Consider the following 26834-nt stretch of genomic DNA (forward strand, 5'->3'; position numbering starts at 1 on the left):
CCCGTCAATGCAGGCGCTTGCGGCTCATCAGCTGGGCCATCCGCTCGGTGTCCGGACGCTCGACGACGCCGCGCTCGGTCACGATGGCGTCGATCAGGTCCGCCGGGGTCACATCGAACACCGGGTTGTAGGCATCCACGTCGGCGGCGACACGTTTGCCGCCGATTTCCAGGAGTTCGCGACCGTCGCGCTCCTCGATCGGGATGTCCTCGCCACTTTCCAGGCCCATGTCGATGGTCGAACTGGGCGCCACCACCATGAAGCGCACACCGTGGTGCATGGCGGTGACTGCCAGTTGGTAGGTGCCGATCTTGTTGGCGACGTCGCCATTGGCGGTGATGCGGTCGGCGCCAACGATGACCCAGGTGATGCTTTCGGTCTTCATCAGGTGTGCGGCGGCCGCATCTGCGTTCAGGGTGACCGGCACGCCTTCGTTGGCCAGCTCCCAAGCGGTCAGGCGGGCGCCCTGCAGCCAGGGACGAGTCTCGTCGGCGTAGACACGCTCGATCAGCCCCTCCAGGTGTGCCGCGCGCAGCACGCCCAGCGCGGTGCCGAAGCCGCCGGTAGCGAGGGCGCCGGTATTGCAGTGGGTGAGGATCTTCTGCGGACCGCCGTGGTGCTTGCGGATCAGCTCCACGCCCAGCTGGGCCATGGTCAGGTTCGCCTCGCGGTCGCTTTCGTGGATCGCCACCGCCTCGGCTTCGAGCACCGTCAGCGGATCTTCACCCGGTTTCAGTCGCTCCAGGCGATCGCGCATGCGGTTCAGCGCCCAGAACAGGTTGACCGCGGTGGGACGCGACTCGGCCAGCACAGTGAAGTCTTCCTCCAGCGCCGTACGCCAGTCGCCGCCGGCGGCCAGGCGGGCGCGCAAGCCCAGCGCCAGGCCATAGGCGGCGGCGATACCGATGGCCGGCGCACCGCGCACGACCATCTGGCGAATGGCGTCGGCCACGCCTTCGGCAGTCTCGAAGGACAGCCAGGTTTCCTCCAGCGGCAGCAGGCGCTGGTCCAGCAGACGGAGTGTGCCCTTGCGCCAATCAATGGCCGTGACCCGTTCGGCCGCCAACAGTCGCTCACGCATGGAACACCTCTTCATTCGAATGAAATCACGGACCTATCCCGGCCCCCAGCACATCACCCCGCCAAAGCGGGGAAAACGGCCGAGTATACCGAGCCTGCGGCAGTGGTGCTCGGCTATACTCCGGCCCTTTATCAACGCGCCCAGGATGCGCTTCATGCCCACCGCCAAAGTCCCGCTCGACCTGCTGCTCTTCCCCACCTGGATCGTCCCCGTGGAACCCGCCGGCATCGTCCTGCGTGACCATGGCCTGGGCATCCGCGACGGTCGCATCGCCCTGCTCGCCCCGCGCGCCGAAGCGCTGCGCCATCCGGCGGCGGAAACCCGCGAACTGCCGGGCATGCTGCTCTCCCCCGGCCTGATCAACGCCCACGGCCATGCGGCGATGAGCCTGTTCCGCGGCCTGGCGGACGACCTGGCGCTGATGACCTGGCTGCAGGAACACATCTGGCCGGCGGAAGCCAAGTGGGTCAGCGAGGACTTCGTCCGTGATGGCACGGAACTGGCCATCGCCGAGCAGCTCAAGGGCGGCATCACCTGCTTCTCCGACATGTATTTCCTGCCGCAGGTGGCCTGCGAGGTGGTGCACAAGGCCGGGGTTCGCGCGCAGATAAGCGTGCCGGTACTGGACTTCCCGGTCCCCGGCGCCCGCGACGCCGACGACGCCATCCGCCAGGGCCTGGCGCTGCGCGACGATCTCAAGCATCACCCGCGCATCAAGGTCGCCTTCGGCCCGCACGCGCCCTACACGGTCAGCGACGACAAGCTGGAAAACATCCTGATGCTCGCCGAGGAACTGGACGCCGGCATTCATATGCACGTCCATGAGACTGCCTTCGAAGTCCAGCAGGCGCTGGAGAAGCACGGCGAGCGCCCGCTGGCCCGCCTGCATCGCCTGGGGCTGCTCGGCCCGCGCTTCCAGGCCGTGCACATGACCCAGGTGAACGACGAAGACCTGGCCATGCTGGTGGAGACCAACAGCTCGGTGGTGCACTGCCCCGAATCCAACCTCAAGCTCGCCAGCGGCTTCTGCCCGGTGGAGCGACTGTGGCAGGCCGGCGTCAACGTCGCCATCGGCACCGACGGCGCGGCCAGTAACAATGACCTGGACCTGCTCGGCGAAACCCGCACCGCCGCCTTGCTGGCCAAGGCCGTGGCCGGCCAGGCCACCGCACTGGACGCCCACCGCGCCCTGCGCATGGCCACCCTGAACGGCGCCCGCGCGCTGGGCATGGAGCAGGAGACCGGCAGCCTGGAGTTGGGCAAGGCTGCCGATATCACGGCCTTCGACCTTTCCGGGCTGGCCCAGCAGCCGGTGTACGAACCGGTTTCCCAGCTGATCTACGCCAGCGGCCGCGACTGCGTGCGCCACGTCTGGGTCGGCGGCAAGCAACTGCTCGAAGACGGCAAGCTCACCCGCCTGGACGAAGAGCGGCTGATCGCCGTAGCAGGCGAGTGGGGACGCAAGATCGCTGGCGTCCGATAGCTGACGAGAAGGCCCCCTCTCCCCAGCCCTGGCTGCGCCCCCGCCCCGAAGGGAGAGGGAGCTTTTCGAGCAGGGAGAGGTTTCTGCGCTCCCGGCCACCATGGCATCAAGCAGGCTGCAGCATCAAAGCACGCGCCGATCCAGCCCCCTGCCAGGGAGAGGGAACAGCCTGAACGCTGATATCTCCGGGTCCCGGCAAGCCGAGCGCCCGGCGCAAGACTCTGCCCAGCAAGGCGCCACTGCGACAATCTGTCATGCCGCGCCCCATCCATTCCGCGAAGCTGGCATCATAGTCAGTCTTCGTTTCCAGCTTTTTGATCAATAGGGACCCCATGAGCAACGTCGACCACGCCGAGATCGCCAAATTCGAGGCCCTCGCCCACCGCTGGTGGGACCGCGAAAGCGAGTTCAAGCCCCTGCACGACATCAACCCGCTGCGGGTCAACTGGATCGACGAGCGCGTCAGCCTCGCCGGCAAGAAAGTGCTCGACGTCGGCTGCGGCGGCGGCATCCTCAGCGAAGCCATGGCCCAGCGCGGCGCTACCGTCACCGGCATCGACATGGGCGAAGCGCCCCTGGCAGTCGCCCAGCTGCACCAGCTGGAGTCCGGCGTGCCGGTGGAATACCGCCGCATCACCGCCGAAGAACTGGCCGAGGAAATGCCGGAGAAGTTCGACGTGGTGACCTGCCTGGAAATGCTCGAACACGTGCCCGACCCGGCCTCGGTGATCCGCGCCTGCCACAAGATGGTCAAGCCCGGCGGCCAGGTGTTCTTCTCCACCATCAACCGCAACCCGAAGGCCTACCTGTTCGCCATCGTCGGCGCGGAATACGTGATGCGCCTGCTGCCACGCGGCACCCACGACTTCAAGAAGTTCATCCGCCCCTCCGAGCTGGGCGCCTGGTCGCGCGACGCTGGCCTTGCAGTCAAGGACATCATCGGCCTGACCTACAACCCGCTGACCAAGCACTACAAGCTGGCCAACGATGTCGACGTCAACTACATGATCCAGACCCTGCGGGAGGAGTGAATCGCATGCTCAGAGCGGTTCTCTTCGACATGGACGGCACCCTGCTGGACACCGCGCCGGACTTCGTCGCCGTGTGCCAGGCGATGCTCGTCGCCCATGGCCGCGCGCCGATCGACGACCAGCGCATCCAGGACGTGGTGTCCGGTGGCGCCCGCGCCATGGTCGCCGCGACCTTCGACATGGACCCGGAAGCGCCTGGCTTCGAGACCCTGCGCCAGGAATTCCTCGACCGCTACCAGGAGCATTGCGCCGTGTTCACCCGTCCGTACGAGGGCATGGCGGAACTGCTGGAGAGCATCGAGCGCTCGCGCCTGATCTGGGGTGTGGTGACCAACAAGCCGGTGCGCTTCGCCGCGCCGATCATGGAACAGCTGGGCCTGGCCGAGCGCTCTGCGGTGCTGGTCTGCCCGGACCATGTGAAGAACAGCAAGCCGGACCCGGAAATGCTCCTGCTGGCCTGCAGCCAGCTGAAGATCGATCCCTCCGAAGTGCTGTTCATCGGCGACGACCTGCGCGATATCGAGTCCGGCCGCGCCGCCGGGACCAAGACCGCAGCCGTGCGCTACGGCTACATCCACCCGGACGACAACCCCGCGCACTGGGGCGCCGACGTCATCGTCGACCATCCCCGCGACCTGCTGGCGGTTCTCGACCGCGCCCTCTGCTCCTGCTGAACCGAACCTCGCGAGCCCGTCAGTGCGCTGACGGGCTCCGCCAAGGAGAAACCATGTTCGACTATTCCGCCCGCCCCGACCTGCTCAAGGGCCGCGTGATCCTCGTGACCGGCGCTGGCCGCGGCATCGGCCGGGCCGCCTCGCTCGCCTTCGCCGCCCACGGTGCCACCGTGCTGCTGCTGGGCAAGACCGAGGACTACCTCAACGAGGTCTATGACCTGATCGTTGCCGCCGGCCACCCGGAACCGGTGGTGATCCCGCTGAACCTGGAAACCACCCTGCCGCACCAGTACGACGAGTTGGCGGCCATGATCGAGAAGGAGTTCGGCAAGCTCGACGGCCTGCTGCACAACGCCTCGATCCTCGGCCTGCGCTCGCCCATCGAGCAGATTTCCACCGACAACTTCACCCGCGTCATGCAGGTGAACGTCAACGCCATGTTCAGCCTCACCCACACCCTGCTGCCGCTGCTCAAGCTCTCCGAGGATGCCTCGGTGGTCTTCACCTCCAGCAGCGTCGGCCGCAAGGGCCGCGCCTACTGGGGCGCCTACGCGGTGTCGAAGTTCGCCACCGAGGGCCTGATGCAGGTGCTGGCGGACGAGTGCGAGGACATCACCAGCGTGCGCGCCAACAGCGTCAACCCGGGCGCCACCCGCACCGCGATGCGCGCTCACGCCTACCCAGGCGAGAACGCTTACAACAACCCGGCGCCGGAAGAGATCATGCCGGTCTACCTGTACCTGATGGGTCCGGACAGCAAGGGCGTGAACGGCCAGGCCTTCAACGCCCAGGACTGAGGTCCGGCCCTGAGAAATCGGTACTGGCGTACCAGCGGCGTCGGCCTGCAGCCCAGCAACCACGCCGCCTCCCGCCATTTTTCTGGCTCCGCTCCGCTCTCCCCTCCGGCAAAGTGCCACTATTTCGCCAGACTTCTGGCGAAACCTTTCCCCAGCGGGGAACCCTGACCACCACCGGTCGGTCAATACGGCGTCTTTTCAGGCCTTTCCGCGCCCTGGCACGGAAATCGCTCTGTCCCTGCAAACGCCGTAAAAATGGTCGCCGCCATGGTTCCTCCCAAGCACTCCAATACCATCGATTTCGATGCTGCCAAGCTCCAGCGCGCGGCCAGCCAGGACATCCGCACACCCTCGCGGCGTCCGCTGGAGCTGCTGGAACTGCGCCAGCAGCTGAACCTGCAATTGCAGGTGAGCCTGGAGGCTGACCGCATCCTCGCGGTGTTCTTCCGCGAGATCCAGCAGATGCTGCCCGTGGCCTACCTGGCGTACTACCACGCCGGCGCCGACCTGCGCCTGGAGTTCGGCGAAGCAGCCCGGCACAGCGCCGACTACCGCCTGACCCACGCCAGCGAGTACCTCGGCGAGATCAGCTTCCGTCGTGCCCGGCGCTTCTCCGAGGCCGAGCTGGCACAGTTGGAATCGCTGATGGCCTGCCTGCTCTATCCCCTGCGCAACGCCCTGCTCTACCGCGCCGCTGTGCAATCGGCGCTCCGCGACGCGCTGACCGGCACCGGCAACCGCATTGCCATGGACCAGACCCTGGGGCGCGAGGTCGAGGTAGCCCGGCGCCACCTGCTGCCACTGTCGATCCTCATGCTCGACCTGGACCACTTCAAGCAGATCAATGACGAGCACGGCCACAGCGTCGGCGACGACGCCTTGCGCGCCGTGGCAACGGCGCTGAAGAACAGCCTGCGCAATGTCGACATGGTGTTCCGCTTCGGCGGCGAGGAATTCCTCGTGCTGCTGTCCAACACCCCCGGCGTCGCCGCCGCGCAGGTGGGCGAACGGCTGCGCGCTGCCGTGGAGGAGCTGAACCTGGCCGCCGGCGGCAAGCGCTTGCCGCTGTCCATCAGCCTGGGCTGCGCCACCCTCAATGGCGGCGAGTCGGTGGATGATCTGTTGCGCCGCGCCGACAGCGCGCTTTACGAAGCCAAGCGCGACGGCCGCAACCGCCTGGCCTGCGCCAGCTGACCCAGCGAGAGCCCCCCTGTCGGAGCGAGCTTGCTCGCGAACGGATTTCCCGGCAGTTCTGGCGTCAAGCGGGTTCGCGAGCAAGCTCGCTCCTACAGAAGACTTCCGGTAAATCGCAGGCAAGAAAAAGGGCTCCGAGGAGCCCTTTTCCATTTACCGCTGACGCTTAGCGCTTGAAGCCCGGACGCATGCCGTCACCGGCAGCCTGCGGACGGCGCTTGGCGATCGGCTTGCGCACCGGCTTGCCGGGACGCTCGGCCAGCGGGGCGCCTTTTTCACGCGCCGGACGGTCGCTGGGAGCCTTGCGCGGCGCACGGTTCTCACCGGCATCGCTACGCGGGCCACGGGCCGGACGATCAGCACCGTCGCGCGGTGCGCGAGCAGGACGATCACCACCGGCATCACGCGGCTTGCGCGGGGCACGGCTGTCGGCCGAATCGCTACGCGGGCCACGGGCCGGGCGGTCACCGGCATCACGCGGAGCGCGAGCGGGACGATCACCACCGGCGTCACGCGGCTTGCGCGGGGCACGGCTGTCAGCGGAATCGCTGCGCGGGCCACGGGCCGGACGATCACCGGCATCACGCGGAGCGCGGGCCGGGCGGTCAGCGATGTCGCGCGGTGCGCGCGCCGGACGCTCGTCGCCATCACGCGAAGCACGAGCCGGGCGCTCGCCAGCCGCCGGGCGCGGAGCACGCTGCGGACGCTCGCCTTCGGCGCGCTCGGTGCGAGTGCGCGAGCCACGGCCCGGACGCTCGCTAGGGGCGAGCTTCTTGCCGAGCTTGCGCTCCTGGCGCTCGACCTTTTCCTTGGTCTTGGTGGAAACGGCCGGCAGGGCGACCGGGGTCAGGCCGACTTCCTCGCTGAGGATGTCCAGCTCGCGCTGGCCCATTTCGCGGTAGCGGCCCATGGTCAGTTCGGAGGTCAGGAACACCGGTCCGAAGCGTACGCGCTTCAGGCGGCTGACGATCACGCCCTGGGATTCCCACAGGCGGCGAACTTCGCGGTTACGGCCTTCCATCACCACCACGTGGTACCAGTGGTTGAAGCCTTCGCCGCCCGGCGCTTCCTGGATGTCGCTGAACTTGGCGGGGCCGTCTTCGAGCATCACGCCGGCTTTCAGGCGTTCGATCATCTCTTCGTCGACTTCGCCACGCACGCGTACGGCGTACTCGCGGTCCATCTCGTAGGACGGGTGCATCAGGCGGTTGGCTAGTTCGCCGTCGGTGGTGAACATCAGCAGGCCGGTAGTGTTGATGTCCAGGCGGCCGACGTTGATCCAGCGGCCGCTGCGCAGGCGCGGCAGGCGGTCGAACACGGTCGGACGGCCTTCCGGATCGTCGCGGGTGCAGACTTCGCCCTCGGGCTTGTTGTAGATCAGGACGCGGCGCACATGCTCTTCGATCTTCTCGCGCTTGAGCAGGCGGTCATCGACGGCGATGGCATCGCGGTCGCCCACGCGCTGGCCAAGGGTGGCGACGGCGCCATTGACCTTGACCCGGCCTTCCTCGATCCAGGCCTCGACGTCGCGGCGCGAGCCCACGCCCATGCGGGCCAGGACCTTCTGCAGCTTCTCGCCTTCCGGAGCGGGGGTCAGTTCGGTGTTTTCGTGCTGGTCGTTCATCTCGGCACCTCCCGGTGTGTCGTGCAACGAAGAAAAAGGTCGCGCATCATACGCGCTTGTGCGCGGCAAAGCACCGCCCGCAGTCGGGAAAGACTAGTCGACTTACAGGGGAATGAAGCCATGCAGCACGAAGACGACTTCACCGGGGCCAAGCTGGCACTGTTCCATGCGGGCCAACTGGTGGTCTACAAGCGCGACGACAAGCCGGGAATTCCCTACCCCGGCTGCTGGGACTTTCCCGGCGGCGGCCGCGAAGGCGACGAGAACCCGGCGCAATGCGCGCTGCGCGAGTTGGAGGAAGAGTTTGGCCTACGCCTGGGCGAGCAACGCATCGAATGGCAGCGCCGCTACCCTGCTACGCACGGCCCCGCGCCCTGGGCCTGGTTCCTGGTGGCGCGGCTGCAACAGAACGAGTTCGAGGCCATCCGTTTCGGCGATGAAGGCCAGTACTGGCGGCTGATGCGCGTCAGCGAATACCTCGCCGAGGAACAGGCGGTGGGTTACCTGCAGGAACGCCTGCGGCATTTCCTCGCAGGGCGCATGGACATCGCCTGAATCCGCGCGCCGGGCCGCTGATACGCATTTGAGCGGCTCATCTGAATCTGTTTCCCCCGCCCGCATTTTCCTAGATTGCCCGCTCACCGGAGCGCCCTGGTTTTCCTCCAGGGGTGGCCCGGACGTTCTGTCACAAGCGGGAATCCAGCATGAACACGAGAAGCACGGAGCAGGCGTACAACTACAAGGTGGTTCGCCAATTCGCCATCATGACGGTGGTCTGGGGCGTCGTCGGCATGGCCATGGGGGTACTGATCGCCTCCCAACTGGTCTGGCCGCAACTGAACCTGGACCTGCCGTGGACCAGTTTCGGGCGCCTGCGCCCGCTGCACACCAGCCTGGTGATCTTCGCCTTCGGCGGTTGCGCGCTATTCGCCACCAGCTACTACACGGTGCAACGCACCTGCCAGACGCGGCTGTTTTCCGACAGCCTCGCGGCCTTCACCTTCTGGGGTTGGCAGGCGCTGATCGTGGTGATGATGATCAGCCTGCCGCTGGGCTACACCACCACCAAGGAATACGCCGAGATCGAATTCACCGGCGCCGTGTGGATGGCCATCGTCTGGGTCGCCTACGCAGTGGTGTTCTTCGGCACGCTGATGAAGCGCAAGACGCCGCACATCTATGTGGGCAACTGGTTCTTCGCCGCCTTCATCCTGGTCACGGCGATGCTGCACATCGTCAACCACCTGGCCATTCCGGTGGACTGGTTCAAGTCCTACCCGGTCTACTCCGGCGCCACCGACGCCATGGTGCAGTGGTGGTACGGGCACAACGCGGTGGGCTTTTTCCTCACCACCGGCTTCCTCGGGATGATGTACTACTTCGTGCCCAAGCAGGCCGGGCGCCCGGTGTATTCCTACCGGCTGTCCATCGTCCACTTCTGGGCGCTGATCACGCTCTATATCTGGGCCGGCCCGCACCACCTGCACTACACCGCCCTGCCCGACTGGGCGCAGAGCCTGGGCATGGTGATGTCGCTGATCCTCCTGGCGCCCAGCTGGGGCGGGATGATCAACGGCATGATGACCCTCTCCGGCGCCTGGCATAAGTTGCGCACCGACCCGATCCTGCGCTTCCTCGTGGTCTCGCTGGCGTTCTACGGCATGTCGACCTTCGAGGGCCCCATGATGGCGATCAAGACCGTCAATGCCCTGTCTCACTACACTGACTGGACCATCGGCCACGTCCATGCCGGAGCGCTGGGCTGGGTGGCGATGATTTCCATCGGCTCGCTCTATCACCTGATCCCCAAGGTCTTCGGTCGTGAACAGATGCACAGCATTGGCTTGATCAACGCGCACTTCTGGCTGGCCACCATCGGCACCGTGCTCTACATCGCCTCGATGTGGGTCAACGGCATCACTCAGGGGCTGATGTGGCGGGCGGTCAACGCCGACGGCACACTCACCTACTCCTTCGTCGAAGCGTTGCAGGCCAGCCACCCCGGTTTCGTGGTGCGCATGACCGGCGGGCTGATGTTCCTCAGCGGCATGCTGCTGATGGCCTGGAATACCTGGGTCACCGTGCGCCAGGCGCGCCCCGAGGCGATGCGCGTCGCCGAGCGGATGGTCTGAGATGACACTATGGCTGGGGCTGGTCGGCCTGCTGGCGCTGTATTTCGGCGTCGGCTGGAGCCTGCGGGCACACCGCGAACGCGGCATCGAGGAGGCCAGCATGCTGCCCTTCGCCGATGACGAGGAAGTGGCCCGGCGCATGGAAAAAGCCACCGGGCGCAGCCGCACCGGCTGCGCCTGCCCCGGCCAGTGCCGGGGCGACTGCGAGCACTGGCGCGACTGGCAGCCCTAGCGTGCCAGTCGACGGGCAGACCTGCGACAGAGCGCCACATCACCTCCATCAATTTTCATTAGCAAGCACATCAATTTCCCGGCGGGCGTGCGGAGGCGGAATATCACTTCCGTGCCCCGCCACCTGATGGACGCCTGCAGCATCGTCCCCTGTCCTGTCTGGACCCCAGGACAGACATCATCGATGCCAGCGCTCCCCGGTGGGGCTTTCCATCCCACTCAAGGATCCCTGACCGGGTCCTTCACCGAGGAAATAAAGAATGAAGCTTGCCTCTGTCGTGTCGGCTGTCATCTCCAGCCTCGCCCCGATGGCTTTTGCCCAGGACGCAATCAAGAACCCCGGCGCCGACCTGCCGGTCACCGAATACCACTACGGCATGTCCCTGGACGTCGACAAGGTCCTGCACCGCACCGACAACTCCGGCAAGGTCGGCATCGTGCCGGCGTACATGGTCTACCAGGATCACGAAGGCCAGACCCACAAGGTCCGCTTCCTCGAATGGGGCGGCAGCACCAGCCAGGGCTGAGCCTTACCTAGCATCGCCCTCCGGCCGTCTTGGCCAAACCCCGCGAGCCAGTGGTGGCGGTCGGGGGGCGATCCTGATGATTGGCCCGCCGCCAGGTGATGTCGATCAGTTCCAGTGCCGCCGCGAGGCGCGACGGTTGTCCCCCAGGCCGACCAGCGCCGCCACCGAGGCCATCAGTACCTCGGCAACCCATGCCAGCAACAGACCTCCGGCCAGTGCCCAGCCAATTGCCTCGGGTTCCAGCATCACCTGGTAGCGGTAGTTCTCGTAGGTTTCCTGCAGCAGTTCATGATTCGGCGCGGTGAGCATGTGCAGTGCGCGCTGGTACCAGGTGCCCTGCAACGCCTGCCACTCGTTGTCGAACAACTGGGCGCGACGCATCAACCGCTCGATGTTGTCGGCGTCGCGCTGGAATACCGGGTCGGCGCTGCCGCGGTAATGCGCCACCAGGGCGCTCAGGTCGCCCTTGAAGAACTGCCCCGAGGTGTCCTTGAAGCCTTGCAGCGCCTGCGTTGCCTCGATGCGGTGGGCATCGACGCGTTGCGCGTAGTCCTTGATGAAACCCGGAATCTGGACCGCGACCATCAGCCCCAGTGCGAACAGCACCATACGTACGTAGCTGCGCAGCATTCTTTCCCCCTTTCGTTCTTATGATGTGCAAGGCGACGCGGGATTCTCCCGCTTGCCGCGTCTACGTTCCGGGAATGCTTCACGTCCCGCTCAGATGCGCCCCTGGGTGACGATCTCGCCACGCCACCAGAGCATCCACTCGCCACCCTGCATCAGGGTCCAGTTTTCATTGTCGGTCAGCGGCTCGGTGGCGATCACCGTGACCACGTCGTTGGGCGTGGTTTCCGACTGGAAGTCCACGGTGACATCGGCGTCCTTCAGGCGCGCCGGCCCGAAGGGCGCACGGCGAGTGATCCACGCCAGCTTGGTGGAGCAGAAGGTGAACAGCCAGTCGCCGTCGCTGAGCAGGCAGTTGAACACCCCCTTCTCGCGATAGGACGCGCAGGCAGTCACCAGCGTGGGCAGCAGCACTTCCACCGGTACGGGCTCGGGAAAGGCACGCCGCACCCGGTTGAGCAGGTCGCAGAAGGCCGCTTCGCTGTCGGTGTCGCCCACCGCGCGGTAGAGACCGGGTTCGGGATGGAAGTCGGCTAGCTGGCCGTTGTGGGCGAAGCTCCAGTAGCGGCCGCCCATCTCGCGCACGAACGGATGGGTGTTGGCCAGGCAGACTTTGCCGACGTTGGCCTGGCGGATGTGGCCGATCACCGCTTCGCTCTTGATCGGGTAGCGCTGCACCAGCCGCGCGACTTCCGAGTCGACGCTGGCGGACGGGTCCTGGAACAGCCGTACACCGCGCCCTTCATAAAAGGCGATGCCCCAGCCGTCACGGTGCGGGCCGGTGCCGCCGCCGCGCTGCATCAGCCCGGTGAAGCTGAAGACGATGTCCGTCGGGACGTTGGCGCTCATGCCGAGCAACTCGCACATGAATCAGTTCTCCTCCATCAGTGCCTCGCGCAGCTGATGCAGCTCGCGTTCCAGGCGATTCTGCATCCTTTTCCGCCCCAGTGGCAGGAATCGCGTCAGCGCGCGCAGCAGGAGAGCTGGCAGGTCGTTCAACTCACGCGGGATAAGGTGCAGATGAAAATGTGCCACGTGCTGGTTGGCCGCGGGGCCGTCGTTGACCAGCAGGTTGATGCCGACCCGCCCGTAGCCGGCGCGACGCAGCACCCGCTCCATGCGTTCAGCCAACGGGATCAGGTCCTGCTGCGCAGCCTCGGAGAGCTGGTGCAGGAAGGTCGCGTGCTCACGGGCCACCAGCAGCAGGTGCGCGGGGCGCAGCGGATAGATGTCCAGCAGCACAATGAAATGGTCGTCTTCGTAGAGGGTACGGGCCGGCACGCGACCGGCCGCGATGGCGCAGAACACGCAGTCCATGGGAACTCCTCGAAAGGCCGTTCAGTTCATGCTGGACGCGTGCGGGGCAGTACGCAAGGCCGGACTACAGGCGCGGTTCGATCCGCATGCGGCGCTCGCCGTGATCGTCGGTGCGGCTGTCAACGTCGGGCATCAGCTGCGGTTGCATCAGCTGGCGCAGGGTCGGCTCGTCTTCGTCGACCTTCTCCTGGCGACGCTTCTTCAGCGAGCGCTCCAGCGGCCAGCGGATGAGCACGAACAACAGGTACACGCCGAATGCCGCCAGCAGCACCAGGGCAAGGTCGGAGACGGCGCGCCAGGCGTTGTTGCCAACCTTGAACACCACGTCCAGCGCGGTGATCGCGATAGCCGGGGCGTACAGGTTGTTCGCCGGGTCCACCGGTGTCGGGGTGAACAGCAGGACGATGACGATCACCCGCAGCGGCTCGCGCAGCCAGCGCCACATCCAGCCGGTCATCAGGAACCAGACCAGGGTCAGGCCAAGGCCGGCGGCGATATAGGCGCCCCAGGCAAGCGTGTAATCGTGTTCGTTCATGCGCGTGCGTACGTGCGGTGTCGACAGAGGGGTGCGTATGATAGCTCCTTTTCCCCGTGGGTGCGCAGCCAGGCGTCATCCATGCCGCCGCCGAGGATTCGCCATGACCGACCGCCAGCCCCCCATCGCCCGCCGCGAAGCCGCCGCCGATCCGTATGCCTGGCTGGAAAACCGTGACGCCGAGGACGTCCTCGACTACCTGAAAGCAGAAAATGCCTACCTGGAAGATCAGCTTCTTCCTCAGAAGAAGCTGCGCGAAACCCTGTTCCAGGAGATCAAGGGGCGCATCCGCGAAACCGACCTGTCGCTGCCCACGCCCTGGGGCCCCTGGCTCTACTACCAGCGCACCACCGCCGGCGACGAGTACCCCCGCCACTACCGCAGCCCCCGTCCCGCCGGCGGCTCGCTCACCGTCGACGAGAGCGCCGAGGAGCTGCTGCTGGACCCGAACGCCCTGGCCGGCGATGGCTTCCTGTCCGTGGGCGCCTTCAGCATCAGCCCCGATCATTCGAAGCTGGCCTACAGCCTGGATACCAGCGGCGACGAAATCTACACCCTGTACGTGAAGGAACTGGCTGACGGCAGCGTCACCACCCTGCCCTTCGAAGACTGCGACGGCAGCCTGACCTGGGCCAACGACAACCGCACCCTGTTCTTCGGTGAGCTGGACGACACCCACCGCCCGCACAAGCTCTACCGCCACAGCCTGGGCGAGAGCGGCGCGCAGCTGATCTTCGAGGAGCCCGACGGGCGCTTCTTCCTCAACTGCTACCGCGCCAGTTCCGAACGCCAGCTGATCCTGCTGCTCAACAGCAAGACCACCAGTGAAGCCTGGATACTGGATGCCAATACGCCCGAGGGCGAGTTCGTCTGCCTGGCACCACGGGAGGAAGACCACGAGTACTACCCGGACCACGGTCGCCTGAACGGCGACTGGGCCTGGATGATCCGCAGCAACCAGACCGGCATCAACTTCGCCCTCTACCACGCCAGCGAGACGCAACCCACCCGCGCCGACTGGCAGGAGCTGGTGGCGCACCGTGACGACGTGATGCTGGAAGGCCTCACCCTGAACGCCAGCGCCCTCACCCTGAGCCTGCGCGAAGGCGGCCTGCCGATCGTCGAAGTCCATCCCCATGGACAACCGCCGCACCGGGTAGACCTGCCGGACGCCGCCTATAACCTGTACGTGCAGGACAGCCTGGAGTTCGACAGCGCCGCGATCCGCCTGCGCTACGAGGCCCTCAACCGCCCGGCGCAGATCCGCCAGCTGGAGCTTTCGAGCGGGGAACAGAAAGTACTCAAGCAAACCCCGGTGGAAGGCCCGTTCGATGCCGACGCGTACGAAAGTCGCCGCCTCTGGGCCGATGCCGCTCACGGCGTGCAGGTTCCGATCAGCCTGGTCGGCCGTCGCGACGTGCTGGAAGATGTCGCCCGCGGCAAGCCCGCCCCGCTCTATCTCTATGGCTACGGCGCCTATGGCGAGAGCCTCGACCCCTGGTTCTCCCACGCCCGCCTGAGCCTGCTGGAGCGTGGCTTCGTCTTCGCCATCGCCCACGTACGCGGCGGCGGCGAGCTGGGCGAAGCCTGGTACCGCGCCGGCAAGCTGGCGCACAAGCAGAACACCTTCAGCGACTTCATCGCCTGCGCCGAACATCTGCTGAGCCACGGCTACAGCACCCCGGCGCAACTGGCCATCAGCGGCGGCAGCGCCGGCGGCCTGCTGATCGGCGCGGTACTCAACCAGCGCCCGCAGCTGTTCGCCGCGGCCATCGCCGAAGTGCCCTTCGTCGATGTGCTCAACAGCATGCTCAACCCCGACCTGCCGCTGACCGTCACCGAGTACGACGAGTGGGGCAACCCGCAGGAGCCGGAGGTCTACGCACGGATCAAGGCCTACGCGCCCTACGAGAACGTCAGCGCCCAGGACTACCCCGCCCTGCTGGTGGTAGCCGGCTACAACGACAGCCGCGTGCAGTACTGGGAAGCCGCCAAGTGGGTGGCCAAGCTGCGCGTCAGCAAGACCGATGACCGCCTGCTGCTGCTCAAGACCGACCTGGGTGCCGGCCACGGCGGCATGAGCGGCCGTTACCAGGGCCTGAAGGACGTAGCGCTGGAATACGCCTTCCTGTTCAAGGTGCTCGGCATCGAAGGCAACGCCTGATGCTCTACACCTGCCCCTGCTGCGGCTATTTCAGTTTCGGCGACCCTCCGGGGTCGTACGAAATCTGCGAGATCTGCTTCTGGGAAGACGATCACCTGCAACTCTGCTTCCCCGACGCCCGCGGCGGGGCCAACGCCGTGAGCCTGATCGAAGCACAGGTCAACTTCGTGCAATGGGGCGCGTGCGAGCGGCGCTTCCGCACGCAGGTGCGCCCGGCGACCATCGACGACGAGAAGGACGAGCGCTGGTTTCCGCTCTGGGAAAAGCGCGTGGAGCTGCCGGATGGCGAGGCCCCACTGGCCGGTGAGGAAGCCTGCTACTGGTTGCGCACGCCGGCACCGGGCTGACTCAGCCGGCGCGGAAGATCAGGTGCTCTTCCCAGTCGTCCTCGGGCACCGAACCCTCGGCGAGCATGCGGCCGGACTGCGAGATGCGCTCATGGTGCACCGCCTCCGGATCACCGCAGACGAGGTGGTGCCACAGCGGCAGGTCCTTGCCCTCGGCCACCAGGCGGTAGCCACAGGTCGGCGGCAGCCACTGGAACTCGTCGGCCCGGGCCGGGGTGAGCTGGATGCAGTCGGGCACACTGGCGCGGCGATTGGCGTAGTCGGTGCAGCGGCAGGTCTTCAGGTCCAGCAGTTTGCAGGCGATGCGCGTGTAGTAGACGGTGCCGTCGTCCTCGTCTTCCAGCTTCTGCAGGCAGCACAGGCCGCAGCCGTCGCACAGCGACTCCCACTCTTCCTGGTCGAGCTGGTCAAGGGTCTTGCGTTTCCAGAAGGGCTCTACTTTGGCGGCCATTTTTTGTACAGGGGCAATTTCACGGGGCGCAAAGTCTAAGCCCGCCGCGCTCGCAGGCCAAGCGCAGGCGACCATTGACCGCGCGACGCTTGCCAGAGCGGGCCGTGCTGGTTAGTTTGATCGCCCCACGGGCCCGGTCCGCCGACACGTCAGGCTGGACTCGCCAGCCGCTTCCCGCAGCCGCGCCGCCCGATCCCACCGCGATGCCCGGCCGACCACGGCACCATCGGCAGATTCCACGCCCTTCAAGGAGCCACCATGAGCGCCAACCCTCGCGTTTCCGAGCACCCCATCGACCCGCAGTTCATCAATCGCTGGTCGCCCCGCGCCTTCAACGGCGAAGCCATTCCCCAGGAGACCCTGCTGAGCTTCATCGAGGCCGCGCGCTGGGCACCGTCCTCCTTCAACTCGCAGCCCTGGCGCTTCCTCTTCGCCCTGCGCGACACGCCGAACTGGCAGCGCTACCTGAACCTGCTGGGCGAGTTTAATCGCGGCTGGGCGCAGCACGCCTCGGCGCTGGTCGTCGTGCTGTCCAAGACCACCTTCGCCCCGCCCGGCTCCAGCGAAGAAAAACCAGCCCTGTGGCACAGCTTCGACACCGGCTCCGCCTGGGGCTTCCTCGCCCTGCAGGCGAGCCTGGCCGGCTGGCACACCCACGGCATGGCCGGCTTCGACCGCGAGCTGGCGCGCACCGAACTGAAAGTCCCGGCGGACCACGAAATCCACGCGGTGATCGCCATCGGCAAACTGGGCGACAAGTCGATCCTCTCCGAGAGCCTGCAGGCCCGCGAAGTACCCAATGCCCGCCGCCCGCTGGCGGAGATCGTGGCCGAGGGCGATTTCTCGCTCTGATTGCCCTGCGCCGGACTTTCCGCCCTTTGTAGGACCGAGGGGGACGCCTAGTTGTGTAAACCCAGTAGGTTGTTCAGTGGAATGCGGCTGATGGGTGGGCAGTAATGCAGACTGGAGTGAGGCCTGTGCCAGTTGTATTGGTGTAGCCAGAGGGCCAGATGCTGGGCGCGCTGCTCAGAGCTCTCGTAGCTACGGGCGTAGGCCCACTCCCGCAAGCTGGTTTGAATGAAGCGCTCAGCTTTGCCATTGGTACGTGGGGTGTAGGGTCTGGTGCGGATATGTCGTAAGCCCAGACGCCGGCATAGGCGGCGGAATAGACCTGATCGGTAGCAGGCACCGTTGTCAGTCATGACCCGAGTAAATCGAATCTTCAGCGAGCGGTAGTAGCGCAAAGCCTGGAGCAGAGCGCGACAGGCACTTCCACCTCGTTCATCAGCATGCAGGCTGGAGAAGGCGATGCGCGAGGCATCGTCGATGGCGACATGGACAAACTCCCAGCCCGCTCCGTCAGAGCCCATCAGCCGGGTTCCCGTAACTCGATGTCCCGGTCTCCAAAAGCGTGCGAGCTTCTTGATATCCAGATGCAGTAGATCACCTGGTTGAGCGTACTGATAACGCCTGATCGGCGGAGCGGGCTCCAACTCGGGGAGCCGATTGAGTCCGAGTCGTTTGAGGTGGCGAGCGATGGTACTGACTGCCAGCCCTAACTCGTTGGCAATTTGCCGATAGGTTTGACGGGCGCTGCGCCGCTCAATCAGCCTTTCGAGCCGAGACTCGGGTGTGGCATGGGGGCAGGCGTGAGGGCGCGAAGTGCGATCCATCATGCCGGCCTCTCCCTCTTCGCGGTAACGCCGAAGCCATTTGTAGGCCGTACGTACGCTGACACCGGCCGCCTGCGCTGCCTCTTCAGCACGTAATCCCTGAAGCATGCGCTGGACTAAAAGGGCTCGACCGCGCGGTGTAAGACGGGCATATTTATGCAGGTTCATTCGGGGCTCCTGGAAGGATTGGTTGGTCGCACTTCCAGTTTTCCGGGTAAGCCCCGGATGAACAACCTACCGAGAGATCACACCTAGTCCTTGCTCGCGAACCGCATAGTTCCGTGCCGTGCAGGTTCGCGAGCAAGCTCGCTCCTACGAAAAGCCAAAAGAAAAAGGCCCCGATCGGGGCCTTTTTCATGGGTGCGACGGCGATCAGTAACCGCGGGAGAAATCCACCTCGCCACGCATGGCCTGCCCCGCCCAGAAGCGGGTCAGGTTGTCGCGGAACAGCTCGATCAGCAGGCCTGGCAAGGTCGGCGCGGCCGTGTGGCCGGTCAACAGCAGGCGTGGCGTATGCCAGAACGGGTGCGACGTCGGCAGCGGCTCCTGGCGGCAGACATCGATCACCGCGCCGGCCAGCTGGTTGGCTTCCAGCGCCGCGACCAGGTCCTCGTCCACCACCGAAGTGCCGCGCCCAGCGTTGAGGAACAGCGCGGTGGGCTTCATCCGCTGGAACAGCGCCAGGTTGTAGATATCGGCGGTTTCCGGCGTATCGGGCAACAGGTTGATCACGTAGTCCGCGGTCTCGGCCAGGCGCGGCAGGTCATCCAGACCGCCCATGCGGCCAAACGGCACCAGCGCGCGCGGGTTCTTCGCCACGCCGACCAGTTCGACGCCGAACGGCGCGAGCATGTGCGCTACGGCCTGGCCGATCTCGCCCGTGCCGACGATGAGGATCTGCCGGCCGCTCAGGCTGCCCGGCGAGCGGTCGTCCCACTGCACGCCGACCTGGCTGGCCAGGCGACCAAGGAACTGGCGCTCGTGGGCAAGCATGTAGGTGAGCAGGTACTCGGTCATGACCTGGCCGAAGATGCCGACAGCGCGGGTCAGCGCGTAGTCCTTGGGCAAGTCTTCGGCCAGCAGCGGGGTGATGCCCGCCCAGCTGGACTGGATCCACACCGGGTGCACGCCCTTGCGCAACAGCTGCGCGGCCAGGGTCGGCTCGCCGAGCCAAACCGGGCACTCCGCCGCCGCTTCCACCAGGGCATCGGGGTTGTTGCCGGAGATCACCGTCAACCGGGGTTCGGCCGCCATCAGCAGGGCGGCGTAGAGGGAGTGTTCGCGATCGAGTACGAGCAGGCGCATGGTCAGGCCTTTCGCTTCGAGCGGTGGTGCATTTCCGGCTGGCGCATCTGGACTCGCTTCTAGGGAGCTTCCCTGGGATAAAACGTGGTCAGTTCTAGGGAAGTCAGGCGGCTATAGACACAGCCAGAGACCAAGCGTTCCGCTCCGTTGAACCCTATTTCTGAGCGCATAATGCGCTCAAGCCGCGAACTTGCACAGTGCCAGCACTGAGCAAATCCGCGGCCTGAGCGCAGTGACGAGCCAGTCGGGATCAGACTGGATCGTTTCGCCGTAGCAGCTCTTCAGGCAGGTGCTCGATGTACTCGTCTTCGGCCGGTGGCATCTGCAGGTGGAAACCTTGTTTCTCGATGTTTTCCAGCACCACGTTGATGTCTTCGCGAGCCAGCTGGCGCTCGGGACTCAGGACCAGGTCGAAGGTGTGCTTCGGCGCGCCAAAGGCCGCGAGCAGAGCCTCGGGTACGCGGCTGAGGGCTTCGCGCTTGTCGACGTACAGGTACATCTCGTTCTTGCGCGGACTCTTGTAGATGGAGCAGATGCGTTTCATGTCGGTTCTTTCTGCGTGATGGGGTAGGCCGCGTTATTCGGCAGTCGGGGCAGCCAGGCTGTCCAGCAGGGCCTGCCCCATCAGCTCGCGGCGCCAGCCTTGCAGCGAATCGGGCAGTTGATAGGGGCCATTGGGCCAGCCGGTCTTGAGCAGGGCTTCGAGAATCTTCTTGCGCAGCATCAGCTCGGGCGCCATGTCCAGGCGCTCGGCCTCCTTCTGGCCGACTTCGCGCAGCTTCTTCAGCACCGGGGTGATCTCGCGCGGCAGCGGCTCGGGCAGGGTCTGCGGGCGATCGGCCTCGGGCAGCTTCGCCGCATGGGCGATCAAGGCGATCAGGGTGTCGCCGTCCTGGCGCACGGTACGCGGGTGCATGTCGTCGATGCGCGCCAGTGCAACCTTGTCGCCAGGCTGGAAGCGCGACAGCGGCCACAGGGTGTGCTCGCGCAGCACATGGTTGCGCGGCTTGTTGCGCAACCGCGCCTGCTCCTCGCGCCAGACACACAGTTCGCGCAGCACGGCCAGTTGCTGGGGATTGAGCTTCCAGGCCAGCTTGACGTCGAGGTAAGCCTGCTGCGGATCGCTGACGCGGCTCTGGTTCTGAGTGAGGTCGGCGCCATCGGCCAGCAGCCACTGCAACTTCTCGTCGCTCAGGCGCGGCGCCAGTTTCACGTAGACCTCGGCCAGGTGCTGCACGTCCTCGGCGGCATAGCGCACCTGCATGTCGGTCAGCGGGCGCTGCAACCAGTCGGAGCGGGTTTCATCCTTGGGCAGGTCGAGGCCGAGGATTTCCAGCACCAGCTTGGAGTAGCCCATGGAGTGCGGCATGCCCAGGTAGGCGGCAGCCAACTGGGTATCGAACAGCGGTTGCGGCAGGCTGCCGGTCAGGCGCTGGAACACTTCCAGGTCTTCGCCGCAGGCATGGAACACCTTGACCACCAGCGGCGACTCAAGCAACGCGGCGAACGGCGACCAGTCGCGGATCAGCAGCGGGTCGATCAGCCACACGCCGCTGCCGTCGCCCACCTGTACCAGCCCGGCGGCCGGGTAGAAGGTATCGACACGCATGAACTCGGTATCGAGCGCGAGGTACGGCAGTTCTTTCCACTCCTGGCACTTGCGCTCCAGGGTGGCATCGTCGCGAATCCACTGTATATCGAGGGCGGTCACGAACATCTCCTTCGTTTCGGTGCGCGCAGTATATAGAGATGCATGATGTGCGAGCATTCCACTCGGCCATCGGTCTGTGACGATCGGCCAGCGGTCTCTACGCTTTGCCCCGCCCACAACAACAATAAGGCAGCTTTACATGAAGAAGCTTCTCGGGTTGGTCGTCCTGCTGGTCGCCGCCCTCGCCGTTTACCTGGCCTTCACGCCCAGCCCCATCGATCCGCTGGCCTGGACGCCTCCCAAGGCGCCGCCGATGACCGGCGTGATGGAACCCAACGACACGCTGATGAAGGCCGAACTGCTTGCCCAGGGGCAGATCGTCGGTCCCGAAGATACGGCCGTGGACAGCCAGGGCCAGGTATTTGCCGGGCTGGACGACGGGCGCATCGTGCGCATCGGCGCCGACGGCAAGGCGCAAACCTTCGTCGAAACCGGCGGACGCCCGCTCGGGCTGGCATTCGACAAGGCCGGAAACCTGATCGTCGCCGATGCCTGGAAAGGCCTGCTGCAGGTCGACCCGCAAGGCAGGATCCGCGTGCTGACCGATTCGGCCGATGGCGTTCCCTTCGCCTTCACCGACGACCTGGACATCGCCAGCGACGGGCGTATCTATTTCAGCGACGCTTCCAGCCGCTTCCACCAGCCCGACTACATCCTCGACTTGCTCGAAGCCCGCCCCCACGGCCGCCTGCTGCGCTACGACCCAGCCACCGGCAAGACCGAGACGCTGCTCAAGGACCTGTATTTCGCCAACGGCGTGGCGCTCTCGCAGCACGAGGACTTCGTGTTGGTCAACGAGACCTACCGCTACCGCATCACGCGTTACTGGCTCAAGGGCGAGAAGGCCGGGCAGCACGACGTGTTCATCGACAACCTGCCGGGCCTGCCGGACAACCTCGCCAGCGATCGCAGCGGCACCTTCTGGGTCGCCCTGCCCTCGCCGCGCAAGGCAGACGCCGATGCGATCCAGCAGATGCCCTGGCTGAAACGCCAGCTCACCAAACTGCCGCGCACGGTCCTGCCCAAGCCGGTGCCCTATGGCCTGGTGATCCAGGTGAACGAGAAAGGCGAGATCGTGCGCAGCCTGCATGACACCAGCGGCCAGCACCTGCGCATGGTGACGTCGGTGAAACCGGTGAACGGCGTGCTCTACCTGGGCAGCCTGGAGAACGATCGCATCGGCCGGCTGCCTATACGCTGAAGGCTCCAGCTCCCCTGACGCCTCAGGCCGGCGTCTGCTCCTTCAGGGCAGGCGCCGGTGCCGGCATAGTGGCGGGTTCCAGCAACTCCAGCATGCGCTCGCGCACGGTGGCCATCAGCGCATCGACACCCTGCTCGGAGAACTCGGTCGAGTCGATCGTCGCACCGACATGCACTTCTACCGGCATACCGAGGTTCATCTTCAGGCTGTCCGCCGGCAAAAGTTGCTGGATGCCACGAATCGCCACTGGGACGATGATCGCGTCGGTCTGCTGGGCCAGGCGGAAGCACCCCTTCTTGAACGGCTGCAGCCTGCCATCCCTTGAACGCGTGCCCTCGGGCGCAGCCCAGAGCACGATGCCGCTCTCCATCATTTCCCGCGCCTTCGCCAGGTCCGCCATGGCCTGGTGACGGTTGTGCCGGTCGATGGAGGGGAACTCCGCGGCGCGCATGGCCGCGCCCCACACCGGCACGGCAAACAGTTCACGCTTGGCCAGCATGCGGATCGACCCGGGCATGGTCACGAAGATCGCCGGGATGTCATAGAAGCTGGAATGGGTGCAGAGGATCATGTAGCGGCGGCCATCGCCGAAATCCGGTACCTCGCCGTGGCGGCTAAGGCGCGCGCCGGTCAGGCGCAACAGGCTGCCGGACCAGTCGCGGGTGAAGCCGTCAACCTTGCTGCGGCGAAGTCGGCCAATGGCGCCAAGCACCAGAACCCGGACGCTGTAGCCCAGGGTGATCAGAACGGTCGCCAGGCCCACCAAGGCGACTCGCAGCGGGCCGGCCTTGCGCGGCGCCGATTGCAGGTTGAGCATGTTCGCCAACTCCCCACCAACTTTTCTTCATACAAGCCTTATGATGCGTTTCGGCCCCGTCACGACACAGGAACGCGCCCATGACCCAAGCCCGCCTGCTCACCCCGGAGCAACTGGCCGCCCGCCTCGATGACCCGAATCTCGTCCTGCTCGACTGCCGCTTCGCCCTGGAAGACCCGGCCTACGGCGCACGCAGCTATCAGGAGAATCATATTCCCGGCGCGCATTTCGCCGATCTCAACCGCGACCTCTCTGCCCCGGTGCGGCCAGGTGTCACGGGCCGCCATCCGTTGCCCGATCCGCAGCACCTGCTGGAGAAGCTGCGTGGCTGGGGCCTGAATGCCGACAGCGAAGTGGTGCTCTATGACGACGGTCCCGGCGCTTTCGCCGCCCGCGCCTGGTGGCTGCTACTGTGGCTGGGCAAAAGCGAGGGCGTCTATCTGCTCGATGGCGGCCTGACCGCCTGGCGCAACGCCGGCCTGCGCCTGACCACCGCCGAAACGCCGCTGCGCCCCGGCGACTTCAAGGGCGAGCCGGACAACAGCCTGCTGATCAGTGCCAGCGAACTGGCCGCGAAACTCGGCGATGGCGAGCTGCCGTTGATCGACGCCCGCGGCCTGCCGCGCTTCCGTGGCGAGGTGGAGCCCATAGACCCGGTTGCCGGGCATATCCCCGGCGCCCAGTGCGCGGCCTTCACCGACAACCTTGGCAACGACGGCCGCTTCCTGCGCCCGGAACACCTGCATCAGCGCTTTGCCGGCCTGCTGCGCGGCCGTCCTGCCGAGGATCTGGTGGCCTACTGCGGATCCGGCGTCACCGCCTGCCACAACCTGTTCGCCCTGAGCCTGGCTGGCTACCCGCTGGGCCGCTTGTATGCAGGCTCCTGGAGCGAGTGGATCACCGATGCCCGACGCCCGGTGGCCAGAGGCGACTGATTGCCTCCTTCCGGCAATAAAAGCGGAAGGCGCGTCACACCGGCGTCTTCCGTTCCCATGGATAGGTGTAAGGGCATCCGTCAGACTCGTGCCCAATCTTCAAAGGAGTGATCCCCATGCCCTCGCGCATCCACCAGATCCTGCTCGCCAGCCTGCTGCTGGGCCTGTGCTGCACCGCCCCGACCTACGCCACCGAGCTCGAAGCCACTCCCTGTGAAATCCAGGACCAGTGGTCCGACCTCTATGGCGAGGACCTGGTGAAAGCCGCCAAGGCTGGCCATGCCAGCGCGCAGTACACGCTCGGCCTGGAGTACGACTCCGGCAGCGACGAGTACGACCAGGACTACGAGAAGGCCGCCTACTGGTACGAAAAGGCCGCCAGGCAGGGCCATGCCTGTGCCCAGTACAACCTGGGCAACGCCTACGACAACGGCGACGGCGTCGAGCAGGACTCGGCCAAGGCGGTGTACTGGTATCAGAAAGCCGTTGACCAGGGCGACAAGGACGCCCAGTTCAATCTGGCGATCATGTACGAGAACGGTACCGGCGTGACCCGCAGCTACAAGAAGGCCTTCGCCCTCTACCTGCAGTCTGCCGAGCAGGGGGATGTGGACGCCGAGTTCCAGGTGGCGGAGAGCTACGCCAAGGGCCGCGGCGTGGCGAAGAACCCGGCGCAGGCGCGTTCCTGGTACCAGAAGGCAGCGGAACAGGGCCACGAAGAGGCAGCAGAAAAGCTCGCTGCGATGCCGGAGTTACCGCCGAGCATCTAATCGCCAGAAGGAATATGCAGGAAAGCAGCGCCGACTAAACAATTTAAAAACAGTCCTTTACATCACATTCATCGCACTACACTTCAATTCGAGCGGCTAAGTCCGCTTCCGGCGGGGCCGAGGATAATCATCAGAAGCTGCCAAGACGCCCAGCCCCGCCGGTCATTGATGACGAGGATGTCATGGGAATCGCCGCGAACGATCTCTGCCAGTATGTGATCCGCCCTACCCTGCACTACCTGGGGCGCCACAGTATCGCGGCCGAATCGCTGCTGCTGGGGGCAGCGGCCTGTCAGTCGGCGCTGGGGAGCGCTCTGGATGACAGCCATGGCCACGGGCTGTATCGCATTGGTGAACAAAGGCACCAGATGCTGTGGGATGGATTCCTGGCGCTGGACCCCGAGCTGGCCAGCCGCGTCCGAGGGCTGGCCAGCCAGCACGCCTTCCTCGATGCACCGCACCTCGAACTCACGGTCAACCTGCGCTACAGCACCGCCATCGCCTGGATGCTGGTGGAGGCGGAACACCTGCCCTTGCCGCTGACCGACGACCCCATGGAGCTGGCCCGTATCTGGCGCCAGGTTTTCCACCCCCACGGACGCCTCCACGACTTCGTCGACGCCTGGCACAGCTACGTCGGCAATTTCAGTCGGGTCGCCTAGAACCAGCGCCAAGCGTGACCGATCGGTCAGAAATAATTTACATACAGCGACGAACGGGCAGCATTCAGTTGGAACGCTTGTTTGAGCCCCGAAGCCCAAGGTAGAGCGCCTGCCGACCACTACCCAAGACCCGGGAATCTTGGTAGCTTGCGCGCCGATAAACACAGGAGTTGCTCTTACAATGAAAACAACATGGCTCAAGACCACACTAGCCCTGACCATTAGCGCCGCCTCTGCCCAAGTCCTCGCCAATGGCATCGCGATCAACGAACAAAGCGCCAGTGGCGCCGGCACCGCCTACGCGGGCCGTGCCTCCTCCGCACTGGACGCCAGCACCATCTACGGCAACCCGGCCGGCATGTCCAAGCTCAAGCGCACCGAAATCAGCGGCGGCCTGGCCGTGGTCTCGGCCAAGGACGACATCAGCGACGCGCACAGCTCCGCTACCGGCTCCAACAAGGGCGACTCCGTGCCGCTGGCTGCCGTGCCGTTCGGCTACATTGCCACCCCGCTGGACGACAAGGTCAGCGTCGGCCTGGGCATCTACGTGCCCTACGGCATCATCAACGACTACGAAAGCAGCTTCCAGGGCCGTTCCCACGGTTCCTACAGCAAGGTCCAGGTGATCACCGTCCAGCCGACCATCAGCTACAAGTTCAACGACGTGGTGTCCGTCGGCTTCGGCCCGACCATCAACCGCATCGACGGCAAGCTGGAGAACGAGCTGGCCACCAAGGGCCTGTTCGGCGCGCCGAACGACACCGAGATCAGCATCAAGGGTGACGACACCGCCGCTGGCTTCAACGTCGGTATCCTGGTGACCCCGACCGAAAGCACCTCCCTCGGCGCGACTTACCACTCCAAGGTCAAGTACGAGCTCAAGGGCCACACCACCGTTTCCAACTCGCCGCTGGGCCTGTTCGACTCGCGCATGGATGCCAGCCTGGACATCACCCTGCCCGAGTCCCTGGACCTGTCCATCACCCAGAAGCTGGATGACCGCTGGACCGTCTACGGTGGCACCACCTGGACGCGCTGGAGCCGTCTGAAGTCCATCGAGGTGCAGAACACCGGCGCCCCGCTGGCCGCATTCGACACCATCGGTGAAGACCTGAGCTGGCACGACACCTGGTCCGCCGCGATCGGTACCTCCTACCAGGTCAACGACCAGTGGGTCCTGCGTACCGGCTTCGCCTACGATCCGTCGCCGACCACCAACGAGCACCGCACCGTGCGTATCCCGGTGGGCGATCGCAAGATCTTCACCCTGGGCGCCGGCTACTCGCCCAACGCCGACATGACCTTCGACGTCGCTTACGCCTACCTGTGGGAATCCACTGCCGGCGTGAACCAGCCGGACGGCCAGGAACTGGCAGGCCTGCAACTGCAGCCGGCCTACAGCGCCAAGTACGACAACAGCGCCCACGGCCTGACCGCGCAGATGACCTATCGCTTCTGATAGCGCCGCTGTGTAACGAAAAAGCCGGGCTCATGCCCGGCTTTTTCATTTCCGACGCGCGAAACCCTGTAGGAGCGAGCTTGCTC

The 26834-nt window shown here is 65.6% G+C and carries 29 protein-coding genes; 17 read left to right on the top strand and 12 right to left on the bottom strand.

Going from position 1 to position 26834, the window contains the following annotated elements; all coding sequences use genetic code 11:
• Window positions 1-4 precede the first annotated feature (4 nt).
• Window positions 5-1081, bottom strand: coding sequence for an S-methyl-5-thioribose-1-phosphate isomerase (mtnA, locus tag G4G71_RS21745; protein WP_169940064.1), 1077 nt, complete (start codon window positions 1079-1081; stop codon window positions 5-7).
• A 154-nt stretch (window positions 1082-1235) separates the two neighbouring features.
• On the opposite strand from mtnA, the gene G4G71_RS21750 reads away from it, so the two are divergent.
• From G4G71_RS21750 to G4G71_RS21770, 5 genes are all read left to right on the top strand, one after another.
• Complete coding sequence (locus tag G4G71_RS21750) at window positions 1236-2564, top strand: TRZ/ATZ family hydrolase (protein ID WP_169940066.1); 1329 nt, start codon at window positions 1236-1238, stop codon at window positions 2562-2564.
• Between the two features lie 332 nt (window positions 2565-2896).
• Window positions 2897-3595 carry a bifunctional 2-polyprenyl-6-hydroxyphenol methylase/3-demethylubiquinol 3-O-methyltransferase UbiG gene (gene ubiG / locus G4G71_RS21755; RefSeq protein WP_169940068.1) on the top strand — a complete coding sequence of 233 codons (699 nt, stop codon included), beginning with the start codon at window positions 2897-2899 and terminating at the stop codon, window positions 3593-3595.
• Window positions 3592-4269 carry an N-acetylmuramic acid 6-phosphate phosphatase MupP gene (gene mupP, locus G4G71_RS21760; RefSeq protein WP_169940070.1) on the top strand — a complete coding sequence of 226 codons (678 nt, stop codon included), beginning with the start codon at window positions 3592-3594 and terminating at the stop codon, window positions 4267-4269. Before ubiG ends, mupP begins: the two co-directional genes overlap by 4 nt.
• A gap of 53 nt (window positions 4270-4322) precedes the next feature.
• Window positions 4323-5066: a YciK family oxidoreductase gene (locus tag G4G71_RS21765; RefSeq protein ID WP_169940072.1), complete on the top strand. Its 744-nt coding sequence runs from the start codon at window positions 4323-4325 to the stop codon at window positions 5064-5066.
• A 267-nt stretch (window positions 5067-5333) separates the two neighbouring features.
• Window positions 5334-6260 (top strand): GGDEF domain-containing protein, encoded by a 927-nt coding sequence (locus G4G71_RS21770; RefSeq protein ID WP_054907333.1) that lies wholly within the window; start codon window positions 5334-5336, stop codon window positions 6258-6260.
• A 166-nt stretch (window positions 6261-6426) separates the two neighbouring features.
• Here the strand turns inward: G4G71_RS21770 and rluB are convergent, their stop codons facing one another.
• The gene (gene rluB, locus G4G71_RS21775; protein WP_169940074.1) at window positions 6427-7884 is read right to left on the bottom strand and encodes a 23S rRNA pseudouridine(2605) synthase RluB; all 1458 of its coding nucleotides are present in this window, start codon (window positions 7882-7884) and stop codon (window positions 6427-6429) included.
• A 120-nt stretch (window positions 7885-8004) separates the two neighbouring features.
• Here rluB and G4G71_RS21780 point away from each other — a divergent pair, with 120 nt between their 5' ends.
• From G4G71_RS21780 to G4G71_RS21795, 4 genes are all read left to right on the top strand, one after another.
• On the top strand, window positions 8005-8439 hold the full coding sequence (locus G4G71_RS21780; RefSeq protein ID WP_054907211.1) for an NUDIX hydrolase: 435 nt from the start codon (window positions 8005-8007) through the stop codon (window positions 8437-8439).
• Window positions 8440-8588: 149 nt separating this feature from the next.
• Window positions 8589-10016: a cytochrome-c oxidase, cbb3-type subunit I gene (gene ccoN, locus G4G71_RS21785; RefSeq protein WP_169940076.1), complete on the top strand. Its 1428-nt coding sequence runs from the start codon at window positions 8589-8591 to the stop codon at window positions 10014-10016.
• 1 nt (window position 10017) lies between these two features.
• Window positions 10018-10248 carry a cbb3-type cytochrome c oxidase subunit 3 gene (locus tag G4G71_RS21790; protein ID WP_169940078.1) on the top strand — a complete coding sequence of 77 codons (231 nt, stop codon included), beginning with the start codon at window positions 10018-10020 and terminating at the stop codon, window positions 10246-10248.
• A gap of 259 nt (window positions 10249-10507) precedes the next feature.
• Complete coding sequence (locus tag G4G71_RS21795) at window positions 10508-10774, top strand: DUF2790 domain-containing protein (RefSeq protein ID WP_024766463.1); 267 nt, start codon at window positions 10508-10510, stop codon at window positions 10772-10774.
• Window positions 10775-10879: 105 nt separating this feature from the next.
• Here G4G71_RS21795 and G4G71_RS21800 read toward each other — a convergent pair whose 3' ends face one another.
• The 4 genes from G4G71_RS21800 to G4G71_RS21815 form a co-directional block, all read right to left on the bottom strand.
• Window positions 10880-11404: a DUF2937 family protein gene (locus G4G71_RS21800; RefSeq protein ID WP_169940080.1), complete on the bottom strand. Its 525-nt coding sequence runs from the start codon at window positions 11402-11404 to the stop codon at window positions 10880-10882.
• Window positions 11405-11494: 90 nt separating this feature from the next.
• Window positions 11495-12268, bottom strand: a complete 774-nt coding sequence (locus tag G4G71_RS21805; RefSeq protein ID WP_169940082.1) for a class II glutamine amidotransferase — start codon at window positions 12266-12268, stop codon at window positions 11495-11497.
• Between the two features lie 3 nt (window positions 12269-12271).
• On the bottom strand, window positions 12272-12718 hold the full coding sequence (locus tag G4G71_RS21810) for an HIT family protein (protein ID WP_169940084.1): 447 nt from the start codon (window positions 12716-12718) through the stop codon (window positions 12272-12274).
• A gap of 64 nt (window positions 12719-12782) precedes the next feature.
• Complete coding sequence (locus G4G71_RS21815; protein WP_024766459.1) at window positions 12783-13253, bottom strand: hypothetical protein; 471 nt, start codon at window positions 13251-13253, stop codon at window positions 12783-12785.
• A gap of 103 nt (window positions 13254-13356) precedes the next feature.
• On the opposite strand from G4G71_RS21815, the gene G4G71_RS21820 reads away from it, so the two are divergent.
• Complete coding sequence (locus tag G4G71_RS21820; RefSeq protein WP_169940086.1) at window positions 13357-15417, top strand: S9 family peptidase; 2061 nt, start codon at window positions 13357-13359, stop codon at window positions 15415-15417.
• The gene (locus G4G71_RS21825) at window positions 15417-15764 is read left to right on the top strand and encodes a CPCC family cysteine-rich protein (protein ID WP_169940088.1); all 348 of its coding nucleotides are present in this window, start codon (window positions 15417-15419) and stop codon (window positions 15762-15764) included. The genes G4G71_RS21820 and G4G71_RS21825 overlap by 1 nt, the downstream gene beginning before the upstream one ends.
• Window position 15765: 1 nt before the next feature.
• Here the strand turns inward: G4G71_RS21825 and G4G71_RS21830 are convergent, their stop codons facing one another.
• Window positions 15766-16215, bottom strand: coding sequence for a YcgN family cysteine cluster protein (locus G4G71_RS21830; protein ID WP_169940090.1), 450 nt, complete (start codon window positions 16213-16215; stop codon window positions 15766-15768).
• 258 nt (window positions 16216-16473) lie between these two features.
• Between G4G71_RS21830 and G4G71_RS21835 the strand changes: the two genes are divergently transcribed.
• On the top strand, window positions 16474-17067 hold the full coding sequence (locus G4G71_RS21835; protein WP_054907202.1) for a nitroreductase family protein: 594 nt from the start codon (window positions 16474-16476) through the stop codon (window positions 17065-17067).
• Window positions 17068-17114: 47 nt separating this feature from the next.
• Here the strand turns inward: G4G71_RS21835 and G4G71_RS21840 are convergent, their stop codons facing one another.
• The 4 genes from G4G71_RS21840 to rnd form a co-directional block, all read right to left on the bottom strand.
• Window positions 17115-18056, bottom strand: coding sequence for an IS481 family transposase (locus G4G71_RS21840; protein ID WP_169940092.1), 942 nt, complete (start codon window positions 18054-18056; stop codon window positions 17115-17117).
• A 204-nt stretch (window positions 18057-18260) separates the two neighbouring features.
• Window positions 18261-19193 carry a D-2-hydroxyacid dehydrogenase gene (locus tag G4G71_RS21845; RefSeq protein ID WP_169940094.1) on the bottom strand — a complete coding sequence of 311 codons (933 nt, stop codon included), beginning with the start codon at window positions 19191-19193 and terminating at the stop codon, window positions 18261-18263.
• A 250-nt stretch (window positions 19194-19443) separates the two neighbouring features.
• A complete protein-coding gene (locus G4G71_RS21850; protein WP_024766453.1) occupies window positions 19444-19737 on the bottom strand; it encodes a YcgL domain-containing protein in 294 nt (97 codons plus the stop codon).
• Between the two features lie 33 nt (window positions 19738-19770).
• A complete protein-coding gene (gene rnd / locus G4G71_RS21855) occupies window positions 19771-20904 on the bottom strand; it encodes a ribonuclease D (protein WP_169940096.1) in 1134 nt (377 codons plus the stop codon).
• Window positions 20905-21043: 139 nt separating this feature from the next.
• On the opposite strand from rnd, the gene G4G71_RS21860 reads away from it, so the two are divergent.
• Window positions 21044-22105, top strand: a complete 1062-nt coding sequence (locus G4G71_RS21860; protein ID WP_169940098.1) for an SMP-30/gluconolactonase/LRE family protein — start codon at window positions 21044-21046, stop codon at window positions 22103-22105.
• A 22-nt stretch (window positions 22106-22127) separates the two neighbouring features.
• Here G4G71_RS21860 and G4G71_RS21865 read toward each other — a convergent pair whose 3' ends face one another.
• Entirely contained in the window at window positions 22128-22922 is a 795-nt protein-coding gene (locus tag G4G71_RS21865) for a lysophospholipid acyltransferase family protein (protein ID WP_169940100.1), read from the bottom strand.
• Window positions 22923-23002: 80 nt separating this feature from the next.
• On the opposite strand from G4G71_RS21865, the gene G4G71_RS21870 reads away from it, so the two are divergent.
• The 4 genes from G4G71_RS21870 (at window position 23003) to G4G71_RS21885 (ending at window position 26748) form a co-directional block, all read left to right on the top strand.
• Window positions 23003-23857 (top strand): sulfurtransferase, encoded by an 855-nt coding sequence (locus G4G71_RS21870; RefSeq protein ID WP_169940102.1) that lies wholly within the window; start codon window positions 23003-23005, stop codon window positions 23855-23857.
• Between the two features lie 116 nt (window positions 23858-23973).
• A complete protein-coding gene (locus tag G4G71_RS21875; protein ID WP_169940123.1) occupies window positions 23974-24627 on the top strand; it encodes a tetratricopeptide repeat protein in 654 nt (217 codons plus the stop codon).
• A 182-nt stretch (window positions 24628-24809) separates the two neighbouring features.
• Window positions 24810-25289, top strand: a complete 480-nt coding sequence (locus G4G71_RS21880; protein WP_169940125.1) for a hypothetical protein — start codon at window positions 24810-24812, stop codon at window positions 25287-25289.
• Between the two features lie 181 nt (window positions 25290-25470).
• Window positions 25471-26748, top strand: coding sequence for an outer membrane protein transport protein (locus tag G4G71_RS21885; protein ID WP_169940127.1), 1278 nt, complete (start codon window positions 25471-25473; stop codon window positions 26746-26748).
• The last annotated feature ends 86 nt before the right edge of the window (window positions 26749-26834 follow it).

This window comes from Pseudomonas multiresinivorans, from assembly GCF_012971725.1.
In the GTDB taxonomy this organism is placed as follows: Bacteria; Pseudomonadota; Gammaproteobacteria; order Pseudomonadales; family Pseudomonadaceae; genus Pseudomonas; species Pseudomonas multiresinivorans.